The organism is Pseudoalteromonas luteoviolacea NCIMB 1944 (genome assembly GCF_001625565.1).
Classification (GTDB): domain Bacteria; phylum Pseudomonadota; class Gammaproteobacteria; order Enterobacterales; family Alteromonadaceae; genus Pseudoalteromonas; species Pseudoalteromonas luteoviolacea_F.
On the sequence record NZ_AUXS01000026.1, the window covers coordinates 152,464 to 167,039 of the forward strand.

At 40.3% G+C, this 14,576-nt stretch carries 17 protein-coding genes; 8 read left to right on the forward strand and 9 right to left on the reverse strand.

Annotated elements, in window-relative coordinates; genetic code table 11:
• Positions 1–89: 89 nt before the first annotated feature.
• On the forward strand, positions 90–752 hold the full coding sequence (locus tag N483_RS10145; protein WP_023401147.1) for a DNA alkylation repair protein: 663 nt from the start codon (positions 90–92) through the stop codon (positions 750–752).
• 80 nt (positions 753–832) lie between these two features.
• Positions 833–1,300, forward strand: a complete 468-nt coding sequence (locus tag N483_RS10150; RefSeq protein WP_023401148.1) for a GNAT family N-acetyltransferase — start codon at positions 833–835, stop codon at positions 1,298–1,300.
• 114 nt (positions 1,301–1,414) lie between these two features.
• Here the strand turns inward: N483_RS10150 and N483_RS10155 are convergent, their stop codons facing one another.
• From N483_RS10155 to N483_RS10195, 9 genes are all read right to left on the reverse strand, one after another.
• The gene (locus N483_RS10155) at positions 1,415–1,636 is read right to left on the reverse strand and encodes a hypothetical protein (RefSeq protein WP_023401149.1); all 222 of its coding nucleotides are present in this window, start codon (positions 1,634–1,636) and stop codon (positions 1,415–1,417) included.
• Between the two features lie 228 nt (positions 1,637–1,864).
• Complete coding sequence (locus tag N483_RS10160) at positions 1,865–2,095, reverse strand: hypothetical protein (RefSeq protein WP_023401150.1); 231 nt, start codon at positions 2,093–2,095, stop codon at positions 1,865–1,867.
• Between the two features lie 386 nt (positions 2,096–2,481).
• Complete coding sequence (locus N483_RS10165; RefSeq protein ID WP_023401151.1) at positions 2,482–3,057, reverse strand: NAD(P)H-dependent oxidoreductase; 576 nt, start codon at positions 3,055–3,057, stop codon at positions 2,482–2,484.
• Between the two features lie 36 nt (positions 3,058–3,093).
• The gene (locus N483_RS10170; protein ID WP_023401152.1) at positions 3,094–3,471 is read right to left on the reverse strand and encodes a MerR family transcriptional regulator; all 378 of its coding nucleotides are present in this window, start codon (positions 3,469–3,471) and stop codon (positions 3,094–3,096) included.
• A gap of 112 nt (positions 3,472–3,583) precedes the next feature.
• On the reverse strand, positions 3,584–3,973 hold the full coding sequence (locus tag N483_RS10175; RefSeq protein ID WP_023401153.1) for a hypothetical protein: 390 nt from the start codon (positions 3,971–3,973) through the stop codon (positions 3,584–3,586).
• A gap of 95 nt (positions 3,974–4,068) precedes the next feature.
• Positions 4,069–4,434: a DUF2306 domain-containing protein gene (locus N483_RS10180; RefSeq protein ID WP_023401154.1), complete on the reverse strand. Its 366-nt coding sequence runs from the start codon at positions 4,432–4,434 to the stop codon at positions 4,069–4,071.
• A 329-nt stretch (positions 4,435–4,763) separates the two neighbouring features.
• Positions 4,764–4,964, reverse strand: coding sequence for a hypothetical protein (locus tag N483_RS10185; RefSeq protein ID WP_023401155.1), 201 nt, complete (start codon positions 4,962–4,964; stop codon positions 4,764–4,766).
• A gap of 342 nt (positions 4,965–5,306) precedes the next feature.
• Positions 5,307–6,305 (reverse strand): sphingomyelin phosphodiesterase, encoded by a 999-nt coding sequence (locus N483_RS10190; RefSeq protein WP_023401156.1) that lies wholly within the window; start codon positions 6,303–6,305, stop codon positions 5,307–5,309.
• Positions 6,306–6,685: 380 nt separating this feature from the next.
• A complete protein-coding gene (locus N483_RS10195; RefSeq protein WP_023401157.1) occupies positions 6,686–9,073 on the reverse strand; it encodes a hypothetical protein in 2,388 nt (795 codons plus the stop codon).
• 186 nt (positions 9,074–9,259) lie between these two features.
• Here N483_RS10195 and N483_RS10200 point away from each other — a divergent pair, with 186 nt between their 5' ends.
• From N483_RS10200 to N483_RS10220, 6 genes are all read left to right on the forward strand, one after another.
• Positions 9,260–9,988, forward strand: a complete 729-nt coding sequence (locus N483_RS10200) for a hypothetical protein (RefSeq protein ID WP_023401158.1) — start codon at positions 9,260–9,262, stop codon at positions 9,986–9,988.
• 348 nt (positions 9,989–10,336) lie between these two features.
• Positions 10,337–11,416 carry a M24 family metallopeptidase gene (locus N483_RS10205; RefSeq protein WP_023401159.1) on the forward strand — a complete coding sequence of 360 codons (1,080 nt, stop codon included), beginning with the start codon at positions 10,337–10,339 and terminating at the stop codon, positions 11,414–11,416.
• Positions 11,417–11,428: 12 nt separating this feature from the next.
• Positions 11,429–12,373: an ornithine cyclodeaminase family protein gene (locus N483_RS10210; protein ID WP_023401160.1), complete on the forward strand. Its 945-nt coding sequence runs from the start codon at positions 11,429–11,431 to the stop codon at positions 12,371–12,373.
• Positions 12,354–12,596 (forward strand): hypothetical protein, encoded by a 243-nt coding sequence (locus N483_RS26950; protein WP_155250802.1) that lies wholly within the window; start codon positions 12,354–12,356, stop codon positions 12,594–12,596. The genes N483_RS10210 and N483_RS26950 overlap by 20 nt, the downstream gene beginning before the upstream one ends.
• Positions 12,597–13,173: 577 nt before the next feature.
• Positions 13,174–13,803 carry a hypothetical protein gene (locus N483_RS10215; RefSeq protein ID WP_023401161.1) on the forward strand — a complete coding sequence of 210 codons (630 nt, stop codon included), beginning with the start codon at positions 13,174–13,176 and terminating at the stop codon, positions 13,801–13,803.
• A gap of 59 nt (positions 13,804–13,862) precedes the next feature.
• Complete coding sequence (locus N483_RS10220; protein WP_036976996.1) at positions 13,863–14,249, forward strand: hypothetical protein; 387 nt, start codon at positions 13,863–13,865, stop codon at positions 14,247–14,249.
• Positions 14,250–14,576: the final 327 nt, after the last annotated feature.

Here is a 14,576-nt window from a genome sequence, read left to right on the forward strand (position 1 = left end):
AAAGCTCAAAGCTGCTGTTTTTCTGTATAGCTTTGAGCTTTTGCCATAAATCAGCTAACGTGTTTTAAAACAACGCATCGATACATGCTATGCATATAAAAGACATTGCTTTAGGCGCTTTGGCTGAACTTGGCTACCCGAAGCAAAAAATCAAAACAGCCCAAGCTCGGCAACTTTCTGCAACGCTTTACCGACAATTAACGGATCACCAGATTGAATCTGTATTGCACCTGTGTGAGCAATTGCTTGAAGAGCGTGACTGGATGCTCAGTTTAATCGCCTATGACTGGGCGTTTCGAGTCAAAAAACAATATACCCTAAGTACCTTTGATATTTTCGAACGTTGGTTATTGCAATACATCACCGACTGGTACGACTGCGACGATTTTTGTACCCATGCCTTTGGCGAGCTGATGGTGCAATACCCAGAGTTAATTGATAAAACCCACCCTTGGGCCATGCACAGTAACTTCGCTGTGCGAAGAGCCGTCGCCGTCATTTTGATTTACCCATTAAATAAAGGAAAATTTCCCCTAAATGCCCCTTTAAACGCGGCAAACTTGTTATTCAATGATCAACATGATTTGGTGCAAAAGGGCTATGGCTGGCTGCTAAAAGTGCTTTCCAAGTCATCGCCGGATGTCGTTATTAATTACCTCAAAACTCACCACAAACACATGCCTCGAGTGGCATTTCGATATGCACTAGAAAAACTTGATAAACAAACCAAAACGCAGCTCATGTCGCTGTGAATAGAACTTCGTCCCGAATATGGTAATTTTGGAAGATATCAATTATTCTTTTGTTACTTTATAACACTTAAGAGCACATCATGATAACGATAACTAAGCTCTCTGAAAAACATCTAGAACAGGTAAAAGCCATTCAGATTGAAGATAATCAGGTTGAATTTGCAGGCATTGCTTCCGAGTTTTTAAATGATATATGCGACACCACTCACCTGCATGTAATTGAACATCAAGACAAGGTCATTGGTTATTTTAAGCTTGATCTCGCTTACGCACAGAAATATGACTTTTGCCCAAAAGATGCTGTTGGGATCCGAGCATTTGTGATTGATAAACGCCAACAAGGCAAAGGCTATGGCAAAAAAGCGGTGCATGCTCTATTCCCTTACGTAAGCGATTGTTACCCCGAGTACAGGCAAATTTATTTAACCGTCAACTGCCGTAACAACCTCGCATACCAATGCTATAAAAAAGCAGGCTTTGAAGACACGAATGAAAAATATTTGGGCAGTCCAGCGGGGCCAAACTACATTATGAAGGGGATGTGTTAGACACTGCAAAAAAGTGATGTTTGAATTCACAGGCTAAACCTTTTAAAAACAAGAGTTTTAGGTTTATTAAAAAGTACGTTTGCTTAACGCAAACGTACTTGGTCAACTCAATATTTAGAGGTAATCGACCTCAGCGTAACCACCATCCGCGATACAACGCCTTACATCTTCTCTGTACTGGGCATGGAAAATAGACTTAGAAGTCCATAAGATGTTGTAGTTATTTTTGTCTACGCAAGTAACCAAAATCGTCATATATGCATGAGCAGTTGATTGCACACCAAGTGATAGAGCAATTGCAGCTATGCCGCCAAATAGAATTGATTTAAGTTTCATTATTATATACTCCCTTGTTTTATACCTTTGATATAAATATTAAAATAAGCAATGCAGCACAGTTAAATAGAACAACAAAATCGAGGTTTATTTTAAACACCTAGATTTTATAAATGCATGAATCTTATTAATATAGATTTTCATGCTAAAACCCACTATTTTACCTAGTATTGCTGAGAAAGATTAAATGGAGGTACCCCCTAACGCCATACATCACATCTGATGTATTTAATACGTAATAAAACGAACCTCAGGGAAACCGCCTTCATATAAGCACCTCGTCAACAAAGCGTTTTGCACTCTGGGATTAGAGGCGCGATCTGACCACAGCACTTTGGATTCGCTTTGGTCTACACACGTAATAAGCATGGTATTACTACCAATAGAGGCTATTGTATGACTACTTAAAGATAAAGTAGCCGCTGTAGCAAAGCCAAACAACATTGATTTTAATTTCATTTTTATAAACTCCCTTGTTTAAATTAAACAGATTAAAATCAAGTCGAATATATAATAGACAAAAAAGACTGTAAACAACCATAAAACGCCAAAGCCACTGTTATTTAAATTCTATAAAATCATTAATTTATCATGAAAAAATTAATCAAATCCTACCAAATACCAGAGCTTTTTGAATACGAGAACACAAAAGAGTGCTTCTACTTTAATCAAGTTAAATAAACTAGACGCAACGAGAGAGGTAATACTCAACCAGGTATTTATCAATTAAACATAATTAGTGTGTGTTGAGGTAACCATATTCAGACAATAAAAAGAGGTCGTTAGTCGGCCAACTGTTTTAGTACGATTAGCCAACTTGTTTTCATACATTGAATGGTTTGCTTTTATAGACCTTTGCTTCCCAAATATTTTACCGATCCCTCCCACTTTTGCTTATCAAAGGGTGTTGCTAAGAGCAAAGAACCAAATAAGTTTATTTGTGCTTTTTGAATACCGCAAAACTGCAATGTATACGTATCAAGTTGAGCAATAACTGGCGCGGCTTGCTCTTCCACATGCTGCGCTGGCATATCCATTGTTAGAATAAGCCGGGATGTCTTTCCTGATAAAAGCTGTACAGGTACAGGGTTGTCTTTTTCGTATCTAAAAGAAAAATCTGGTAAAAATGTTCTATCAAACAAGCCCTTAAGTTTAGCGGGGAGCCCCCCCCACCAAATCGGTGAAACAATTACAATATGCTCGGCCCACAAAACAGCCTTCTGAAAATCGACTAAATCAGGCTCCAGCACCTGTGCTGCATTATAGCCATACTGCAAGTTTGCATTAAATGTCATGTCAGATAAATTAAAACGTCTTACTTCAAAGTATTCTCTGGCTTCACAACTGTAGATATCTGCCAAGTGTTGACCAAAACTGTTTGATTTTGGATTACCATTTAGAACTAGTATTTTTTTCGTCATTTTACTCATTTCCTATTTTTGAGTTTGATGACGAGTCTAATCTCTTCCCCTAGGGGTAGAGTCAAGCATAGAAGGACAAGATTTTATCGTAGACAGACAATTTTCAATCCGAGAGATCCTGCTATTTAACGAATCTACCTGACGTGACAACTGACACTTAAGCCCAACCAGAAACTGCTCTATTCGTAGCCAATCTACTTCCCCATTTTGATAGACAATCACCTCGTCAAGTTGAGCTAAAGTAGACCCTAACGACTTGGCCTCTTTGATTAGGTTCAGCACCTCTATGTGCGAATCTTCGTATACGCGGTAGCGTCCTTGTCTCAAAGGTGTTTTAATCAAGCCTCGCGTTTCATACAATCGAATCGCTTTTATTGATAATCCGGTTTTATTTGCAACCTCTCCGATATACATAGATTTCCTTTAATTTGTGAGATGAATGGAATTAGCCTTAATAATTCACGATATATTTGTTTTATCCACATCGCTCAAAAACAACTCACTTTATGGCTAACAGGAATAATCGCTATCTAATAAGTTTATCGTGGTTATTTAATGGCTGATTTGGGATCAGGCACCGAGGTTCTGGCTTGGGCTGTGCGTATATATCATGAGCAATGTGCGCTAGCGCTGCTAGGGGTAGAAGAAAAAGCCAACTAAATAATAAACTGGCGATTAAGTTATCACGCAGCTTTTGAAGCCAGGTGCGATGATCTTCCTGCTGCGCCGTATAGTATTGTTGGGTTTCTTGTATATGGACCGATATATTGTCACAAAGTGAGAGTTGACACTGAGAAGTTGATGAGCCATCCAGTACTTGCTCAATGGTAATTTTTAGCTGCTCTAAGCCTTCTTTGTTTCCAACCAGAGGCCCTCCCGCCAAAATTTCACTATTAACCCATGGCTCCTTTGTCATACAAACCTCTTTACACCTTTTATTTTTTCGCTATTTATAGCATAAAATGTAAGTCACAGTATCAACAGAGAGCTGAGTAAATTAGTACGATATTGTTAAAACAACATGGTGTGTAATAAGCGCCCTGGGATACTTGCGGCAACAACAGCGGAGATCACAGTGCCAATATATGCGCCGCACATGCAATCAATATGTACCCTTCGATTACCTTTATAAATGGCGTACGTTCCAGCAACAACCGAGACGATAATTAAAATAGCAAACAAATGTAGCCAAGTTAGGCTGCCTGTTGGTTGAATAAAAAAAGAGCTAAAAGCGGTGATTAACATAAGCACAGCCCACAATCTACCAATGAACTTATGTATACGAGTGCCTTTTTCCATTGCCAAATTTAGAAGGCCTAAAACTATGGCTGGAATAACCACGAATAAATGTATGAGTGTTGGGAGTGCAATATCCATATGCAACCTTTAATGAGAAGTGAATCGCCCAGCTAAACATCTGTCAGCTTCTATATTCTAGTTTAAATAAACAGCAGTTGAATAGTTACCTTAAAGCACTTTATCTGGTTTATCAAAGCACTTTCTGAAATTGAGCCACAATACACTCCCTAGCTATTCGGCCACATCATAAAATACGGGATATTAGTATAAATACTTAAATATGCGGGTCATGTACTACCCGCACACATGTACTTCAAAATTGATTATGACCGTTACAAAAAAGGCCAGCTATCGTGCTGACCTTCTTTCGTGCTATATACAAACTTACTGTTTTAGTATGCTCGATTTTAGTAGCTAATTGGTTCTCCGCCTATTCTTCTGCAAATTTTCTCAGCAGTACGAGATTCATTATATGATTCAAAAACATCGCTCCATAATAGGCGACCATTTTTATAACACTCTACCAAAATTTCTTCGTATGCATTTGCATTAGTCGGGATGGATGTAGCAACAATCAGTGCCGTTGCGGCTAAGATACTTTTTATCATTTTTCTTTCCTTAATTAATTGTGAAACCCAAAATGTGCTTACTTTTAGTACAGCCACTTAACGTTATACATTGAGAACAAATTGTAAACAATAGATTATTTAGAATTTAATGAAAGAAGAAATAGTAACTCGGATTAAGCTTAAAAACTGCAAGCTCATACAACTTAAGCTTTAGGGATTCTTTCTTCCACCCTGCTTCAACCTTATTTAAAGGAAATAAATGTCGTTGATAAACGGTGCTCAATTAAAACAAAAATCGACGTCAATTTGATTGAAATAGCCAAGCTATCCCCTGCTCACTCTTTTTTGAGTGTCGTAATCAAGCACCTACTTAGCACTTAATCAAAACTCAAAGTTTACCTGCACCGGATAATGATCTGATAGCTCATTATAATAGCCATTGTGATAATGGCGGCCGCTACTGAGGTTCCAGTTGCCCTTTAAATAGCTCCAGTACCAATTTTTGTCAGCTTTTGGATAACGCACAGCCATACTCGGATTGTTTTTAGGCTGTTTGTGATCGGCATGCCAAAATACATAATCCAAGGTATCGTTGTATTCTAAGCTGTAATCAAAATAGTATGCATTGGCTTTAGTAAACCAATTGTGTTTTGCGGAAAATGAGCCTATCACTGGCGTTTCAAAATTCAACTTCGCTCTTGCTGTAGTGAGCATGTCTGCCACTTCTTGCCGCTTGCTCCACTCTACATTCATGTCGCCACCAATGATCAAGGGTTCGCTTCTAGGTATATTCTGTGCCTCGATAAAAGCTTGAACTTCACTTAACTGGCCCATGCGAACACGATGTTCTTCCTCGGTATTGCCATCATGTGTTGCTTGCAAGTGAGTGCCGATCAAGTGGTAACGCAAACCTCCTTTTTCTATTTCAACATAAGCAAAGCCTTTGTTTGCCAAATAGTCCCAACTACCACTCAAACTCTGAGTGAAAACATGCGCTTTTTGCGAAATGATTGGATATTTAGAAATAATCACCACACCCCCTCGGATAACAAACGGGCTATTGGAACAGTTACCAGTCAAACTGTCCCAGCCGCTGCCACTGCAATCCTGTCCAACATTCGGTGTTTGATAAGGATATATAGAAGATAACGCAGCGAGTGCCTGCTCAGCATCACTATTAAATACTTCGTTGACAATAATGACATCAGGCCTGTCATTAAGCGAAGTAAGCGCCAAGGGTAAACGTTGCGCTCTATTACTCTGATCCCAATCTTGCACATTTAGCTGCATGATATTGTAAGCCATCACTTTGAGAGAATCAGCCACACTTGGCATACTCATTAGCATTGTTGCACACAGCAGGACATGTTTAATTTTCATTTTTTCTCCAATACATCACTATTATTTTGGTTTTTATTGAGATATTCACTTGCTACTGCACACTCAAGACGCAGAGAACTGGTGAAAATTTCGCAGCAATGAAAATAATCATTTTTAATGTCGGTTTGATTGCGCTAAGTTGCTTTTTTTATGACACTTTTCTGGAATTTTTATTGCTGTTAAGAACCGTATAGGCAATGCAAAATGGGGAACACAGACTTGCCGTTTAGTCTCATTACTTTCTATAGACCAGAAGATAATTGGGTCAATTCGAGAGGCATATGACTAAAAAAAGGTTAGCTATTACAGCTAACCTTTGGATTGACTAAAACAATCAAGTTTTACAAAGGGAAAAAATATACAAAATGCTCAGCATGAATTTAAAGTTTAATTCGCTGTTGTAATTTGACGGGTTCACCGTCAACTTCCAAAGTCGCTGTCACTTCTAAAATACCATCTTTTAAGTTAGGTAAAGCATGTATAGCTGGTTGCCAAATTTTTTGCTCATAGGGCGATATGTCTACACTTTCCTGCCAAATGTGAGCGCTCTTTACTGGCTTTTCAAATGGTAAAAACTGAACGGCTAATTCGCCAGACGTAGCGCCTGAATAAGGCCCGGTTAGCGCTATTTTCAATTGTTTTTGTTGTAACGAAGCATTCAAGTACACACCGTCAAAGCGCTGACTTTCGACATCTAACAGCCCAGACTGTTGTATATCTTGCCAGTTCAGTTTATAGCCATAAGTGGCTGTATTATCTGTCAAATCAAAGCGACTTTTTCCAGGTAAGAGTGAGTGGGTTACAGCTTTACCGCCTTCGCCAGTAAGTATTAACTCAGCAACACTATCACTTGGGTTAATGGCTTTGACAAAAGGCTGGTCGTTGTCAAACCTCAATTGAAGCTCAATACCGCTGAGGGTTTTTGCCGTTGGGCGGTGAATTTGACTACGCCAAAGCGTCAAGTATTGTCGTAATTGTGTAGACAACTCATCATGCTTGTTTTGATCAGTGAGCTTATCAAAGGCGTTTTTTAACTGGGTTCGGCACTGTGGTATATCGTGAGTAAACTCCTCGCAGGTGTTGAATGCTCGCATTGCCAGTGGAGCATCTCGATATAACCAAGGATTAGCGATAGACTCATTTAATGATACTACAGACGCTGTGTGGCCAAAAACGTATGGCGTAAGCGTATGGTTCATCGCTTTACCAAGGATTGCAATTTGCTGCAAGTTAACCTTATCTTGCGCATTTTTAGGCATATTAAAAGTCACTTTTTGGCTTTGAGACTTAGTATTGAGCGTCACCACAAGTTGATCATCTAGCTTGGTCAAATTAAGTGCCAACTGCTGATACTTTTGAATATCTTCGATGGCCTCAGGAGTCAGAGAAACATACTGGCTTGATTCGTCATAACCGGCTCCATTAAACTCAAGCTTGTTGCCATTTTTTATTAATAAAGTCAGCATTTTATCTTGACTAAAATCAGCTTCTTTGAGCAGCCCCAAGCGCTTTTTCTTGCTGTCTTTGCTAAGCTCAGTTAACAGACCAATACCAATTTCGCCGCGCCCTACTTGTTCGGGCTCGAAATGTATTAAGGCTGCCAAGCTGTTTTTACTCACAGGCATGATCAAGGGGTGCGAAGACGGTGCGGGAAAGTCTAAAGTCGTTTGCAAGCTGTCATTGTCAGCAATAATATCAAGACGGTGCAGAGTTTCACTTTTATCACTTCTTAGGAAGTAACCTGCTCCACTTTGCTCCCAAGGCCCTTGAACAATATAAAAGCTAGATTGTGCAGTTTTAACAAATTGACTGAACTCAGCTTCAAGAGTCGGCCAATCTGGAAAAGTTGCTTTTAGTAGTTTATTGGCTGTCGGTAATGTCTCCTGCGAGTCAGGATTTGCACGCATTAACTCCTTCAAATAGCGTTTAAAGTAATGGTAACGTGTCGGATCGCTCAACAAAAAGTGTACGATAAAAAAATTCAATCCGCGTTTAAGGCTCGGGTTGTCATTAATTTGTTCAAAACTTGGTTGTCCCCCTTGATGATATTGGGCAAGTCCTGACGTTAAGTAGTTCATCGGCGCTCGGTCAAAAACCATTACATTGAGCTGTTTTTTCTGTGGATCAAAAGTATGACTGGCTATCGCATCAGCCATTCCCTCGGTGATCCAATTAGGTGCCCATGTTGAGTGACCATTAAGCGCCATATGAAATGCATGCATGGTTTCATGGATAACAATGTACCGTTGGTGATGCTGCCGATGGCTTGGGAAACTATAGCCAGCACGATTGTAAAACATGGTTTCGCCACCAGCATGTGTATGCACCCCACGTAAAAAGCCATCATCTAGCATCGCTTCTCGCACTCTGGCTCTAGAGCTACCATAAACAACCGCGATACGTTGGTTTTCTATGTTACTGGGTTCCATACCGAATAATTCAACGTAATGCGGGTATGACATCTCTAGTAACTCTAAATACAAGCGAACCTTTTCTTCTGGAAGATCACTCTTTAGAGCAAAATGCTTGCTTACCCACCAATCATATCCACGGCTGTTAGTGATTTTACCGTCACTGTATGTACGCGGAATGTTTTTCCCAACATATTGAATATCAATATTTTTTAAGGTGCTGGTGCGGCCAGAAACGTCAAGTTCCACCTGCATTTTTGATGGAGGTAATATTTTAGACGACGTCTTGATCGGTGTTGTCGCAGCGCAGCCACTTAGCAAGGTGGCTAGACAGATACTTAAGCAAGTTTTACGCATAGGAGCTTCTCATTATCAACTTATGTATATTGTATACAATAATTTAAGGGGAGAGCCAAGTAAATTCGCTTAACGCCGACAAGTTAGGTAGCTGAAACGCCAAAAAGCTTGCGTTTCAAAATGGCCTTTAAACCTTTTTCTAGACTACTGCGTCACAGTTAAAAATGCGTATCTAAGGACATTGAGATGAAAATTTACTTTTTGACAGCTGTGGCTTTTTTTTGCACTCAGCTATCTGCAATGCAATTGTTTTCAAATGATTTTGATTTTGTGGAAAGTCGCACTCTGTCATTGCCCGTAGCTGATTTAGATAGATTAAAAATTGACGCAGGCTCTGGAAAACTAACGGTTATTGGCGAAGAGACCGATAAGATAAGTGTTAAAGCTGATATATATCAATCTCAGGCGAGCACAGACTACTGCTTTGAACTCATTAAGCAAAAAAACATCGCACTGCTGACCGCCAATACCTGTCACCGAGCGTACAACCACACTTTGCTCCATTTAACCATAACCGTACCTAGTGAATTACTAACCGAGATCAAAGACCGATCAGGCGCGATCATAATCGAAAATGCCAGCGTAAGTCGAATTGAAGATGGCTCAGGGTCAATCAGGATCAGCAATAACCTCTTGTCGGTAGAGATTGAAGACGGCTCCGGAAACATTAACATCCATGGTGTGCATGGTGCAATTGCCATTGGTGATGGCTCAGGCAAGGTTGTTGTTGAGCAGGTTGACGGCGATGTGTCCATTGAAGATGGCTCAGGGAAAATAGTCGTTAAGAACGTATCCGGGAAAGTAGTTATAGACGATGGCAGTGGAAGTGTTTTGGTGCGAAATGCTCACTCATTTGAACTGATAGACAATAGTTCAGGTAAAATTCAACTCATTGATATAAAAGAACAGCTATAACAACACACTGAACCTGTAAAGCGCAGAAACACTGCGCTTTCTTTGATGGTTGCCAATGCATTTTTTTACTCTAGTAGTCACTCCTAAAGCTTTTAATTAGCCCACATTCTATAACTTTAAACACCTTTACCCTCTTGCTGTCACTATATCCCCCCAAGCTCTATAGCTAGGGTTTAAGTTTTAGCTAAAAATCAAAGTCATCTATTGCAACATTGCGCGTTGTAACACTCCGTCACTAATTATTTAAAGCTTGCTTATCACAATTGTATACAATATATTTCACAGCAAAGACATTGAATTTGGTTAACAGAGTGAAGTACATCACTCAATTTCTAATAGGTGGCGTAGTTGAAAGCGAACCATAACTCTCGAAGACAACAATTGATAGCAAAGTTGTCACAGCATGACATAGATATGATGGTAGTTTCAGGCCATGAGAATATTCAATACCTCTCTGGTTTTAGTGGCAATGCTGCCACATTACTAATATCCAAGAGCAACACTTACTTAATTACCGATTATAGATATTACGAACGGGCTTGCTTGGAAACGGAAAATATACACGTGATAAAACGTGACCGAGATGCCCAGCGCCTAGGCCAGTGTATTTTAGCGCTATTTCCAGAGCTCAATAAAATCGCCTATGAATCAGAAAATGTCAGTGTAGCTCAGTGGGAAGCCATTGCCGCTGACTTGACCTACCCGTATGTACAGGGTGCATATGGTTGGGTGGAAACGCTACGAGAAGTGAAAGATGACATAGAGATAGCATTTCTTCAACAGGCTGCCAACATTGCTGATGCAGCCCTTTGTGAAACTTTAACGCTCGTCCGTGAAGGGGTAAAGGAGCGAGATCTGGCGTTGGAACTGGAATACAAAATGCGTCAAAAAGGCTCCCAAGGGGTTTCCTTTGATACTATTTTACTTTTTGGCGAAAGAAGTGCTCTACCCCATGGCGATCCTAGTGAACGTGCATTACGTCATGGTGATCTGATCTTAATCGATTTTGGTGCTGTTGTTGGTGGTTACCGCTCAGATATGACACGGACCTATATTTACGGCACACCCAGTGCTCAACAACAAGCCATGTTTAACACCGTTCAACGTGCCCAACATGCAGCATTAGAAAAAGTACAGCAAGGCGTGTCTTGCGATGCCTTGAATCAGGTTGCGCATCGAGTATTGAATAATAGCGAATTCGCTCAATTCGCAGGTGAAGGGCTTGGTCATGGGTTGGGCCTTGCTCTACATGAACATCCATTTATCAAGCCCAATAACCCCTATGTGTTGAGCGCCGGCAATGTGATCACAATAGAGCCAGGGATTTATATTCCTCATGTCGGGGGAGTACGACTGGAAGAAGATATAGTGGTCACTCCAAACGGCTATCAACAGCTGACTCACTCTGCGCAAAATTTTGAATTATAAGGAAGCAAAGTTATGCAATTAATTAATCGCGCACAAGTAAAACAAGCACTCAATTTTAAAGCCTTAATTGATACCATTGCTGAAGGCTTTTCGGGTGACGCCAATATGCCGATGCGCCAAGTGTTTGAGCTAGATAACTCAGCTGATAATCACGATGCGTTTGCCGTGCTGCCAGCTTGGAACAACGAAGTCATTGGTGTGAAAGCCTTTACATACTTTCCGGAAAACTTTAAACAGGACAAAGCAAGTCTCTACTCAAAGATAATGCTATTTTCTCGTCAAACTGGGGAGCCACTTGCGCTTATTGATGGAACCGAAGTGACACTTTGGCGCACGGCTGCTGTATCTGCGCTCGCCGCCTCCTATTTAGCAAAAAAGGATGCCAAACACTTAGTGTTCTTTGGCTCAGGTAATCTCGCACCTTTTATGATCAATGCACACCTGAATGTACGTGACTACGAAAAAGTCACTGTCGTCGCCAGAAACCCTGATAAAGCAAAAACCTTATTGTCAGTGTTGTCTGCACAGCACGGGAAAATACAATTTGAATTTGGTACAGCATGCCAAAGTTTGATTGCATCTGCCGACGTGATCAGTTGTGCCACAGGAAGCCATACTCCTCTTTTTGATGGTAACTGGGTGTCCCCTGGTACTCATATTGACTTAATTGGAAATCATCACAAACAATACAGGGAGTGCGACACTCGCACTGTTACCCGCAGCTCAGTATATGTAGACAGTCGAATTAATGTGTTAAATGAAGCTGGTGAGTTACTACTCCCAATTTCCGAGGGCGTATTTAGTGAATCACAGGTTAAGGCAGAATTAACTGAGCTGGCCAAGAGTCATACCTATCGACGGACTAACCAAAGTGAAATTACGCTTTTTAAATCTGTGGGCACAGCTTTAAGTGATTTAGTGACGGCGAAACTTGTTTATGACTTGGTTCAAGAGTAAGGCTAAGTGCAAGGCGTGTCAGGTTATCTCAGTTAACATTGTTCATGACAAACGTCTGTGTAATACGTTGATTTGCCATCAAGATCATCTGCTGATCTGTTACAGGTATGAAGATGTGATCTGTAGCAGTAAAGTGCTTTACGACGACGCTTTTTACCTGCGTTACAAATCAGGTGAAGCATGCCAGGTGTTAGCCGATGACAAAAACATCTGGCATTTATAATGCTCAGTAGCAAATACCAATCACTCCCGCTTGATTGGTATTAACCCCTAGCTATGACACTAGGTTTATTAGTGGCTGCTTCGCTTCATGTAGCACACAGAAAGTTATCTTAACAATACACCTCTATGCTACGTATCTCAAAGAAACAAACACTGCTTTTAGTCAATCATCAACGATAATTTAAACATCATTATAATTATTCTAACCACATATATGCGCTAGGACTTGGACTGTTGCCACAGTCAAAATATGGCTTTGTAGCAAAAATAACGGACATATTAGCTATTATTCAATAGCCGATTATAATTAGTAGCAATTATTCTCCAATCAAAAAGCAATGCACTTATAAGTATATAAGCGCTTTTATTTTGGTTAGATATAAATAGTTCACTGCACCACACAATTATTTACCTTAGCGCATCATTTATATATATCTGCATCAAGGTAAATCGCGTAACCATCTATATGGGATAAACATAGGCTTGTTTGGTGTACTTGTTTGTATTAAAAGTAATAATGGGGCCGCAGCCAGTTATCTGCCTGCAAATTAGGAACGGACTTTTAAAGAGCCGAACATATGACACAATTCTCTTTTTTAAAAGTATTTGGTACGTTTTTTATTATAACCACCTTTGTTGTCGTTGTTGCAACTCCCCTCCTTCACAACCAACTATATCACGTGTTATTCAAGCTCAATCTAGATAAAAATCGAGAACAGGCAGAAAGGTTAGCAACGCTTGTATCTATTGAACTGGAACGAGGCGAAGACTCAGCTAAGGTACTTAGTGATGTCCAGAATATGCTAGAAAACACACTACAAAGTAGTGAGCATTTTGCTTGTATCATCGAGCACGAGAATAAAGTGATCGCGCACCCTAAGCCTTCAAATATCAACAAAGATACAACTGGTTGGACTATGGACAATGGCGTCGAGGTTAAAACTTTTACGCAATCGGCTGGTGAAGGTGTTCCATTTGGCGGAATTCAAACAAGAAATGATGGGTCTAAAGATATTAACTATCAAATTCCAATAAGCACCAAACCTTGGGCTGTTTCAGTACACACCAAATTAGATATTGTGGACCAACAAGCAACAAAAATACTGCTGCAAATCGGCCTAATTGTTCTTCCCAGTTTGCTGCTGCTCACCGTGACTAGTGCTTTGATAGTAACTCGCCAAAAACCCAAAAAGAGTGAAGCCGCATGAATGCTTTGGAAAAGTAGATAGCCTTTAGCTTTGGAGCGATAACTCTGGTGTTTCTGTCAATGACCGTATTCTCCTTGCTCCAAATCAACCAACTTACTGAATCATCTCGCCACATCCAACATGTTTTGGACCCATCTATAAAAGCTAATTTAAAAGTCGTTCAAGCGCTAAATACATCAATAATTAGCCTGCAAAGATGGATATTAACCAAAGAGAAAAAATACAAACATCAATGGCAGATCACTTGGTCCGTTATCAATAAGAACTATACGCAATTAAAGAACCACTCAAAGCGCTGGGAACGAGAAGAACATCTAGAACTCTTAAACGAAATTGCATTCGACCTCAAACAACTCAAACACATACAGCAAACGCTCCTCACAAAAACACATGCACAATCCGCCGATGCTACCATTCAAGTGTTAAGACAGGAGCTGGCACCTTGAAAACCTATCTTGCATTAATAAACATGGATTGCGGGGCAAGCCCACAATGACGAGACAGTGCTAGTAAATGGATTGCGGAGCAAGCCCACAATGACAGCCTTGGCAGCTGTGACGCTCCTTAAGCTGTGCCATTCCAATACGACAGGCCCTCACCTACACCAAAGACTATCCTCCTGAACCAAAGACCACCCTCCTGAACCAAAGACCATCCTCCTGAACCAACAAAGTTCGTCATCCTGAACTTGTTTCAGGATCCATGTGTTGTGGTCAACTAATTCCGAACAATTAACGTAGTTCCTAGCTAGTAAATGGATTGCGGGGCAAGCC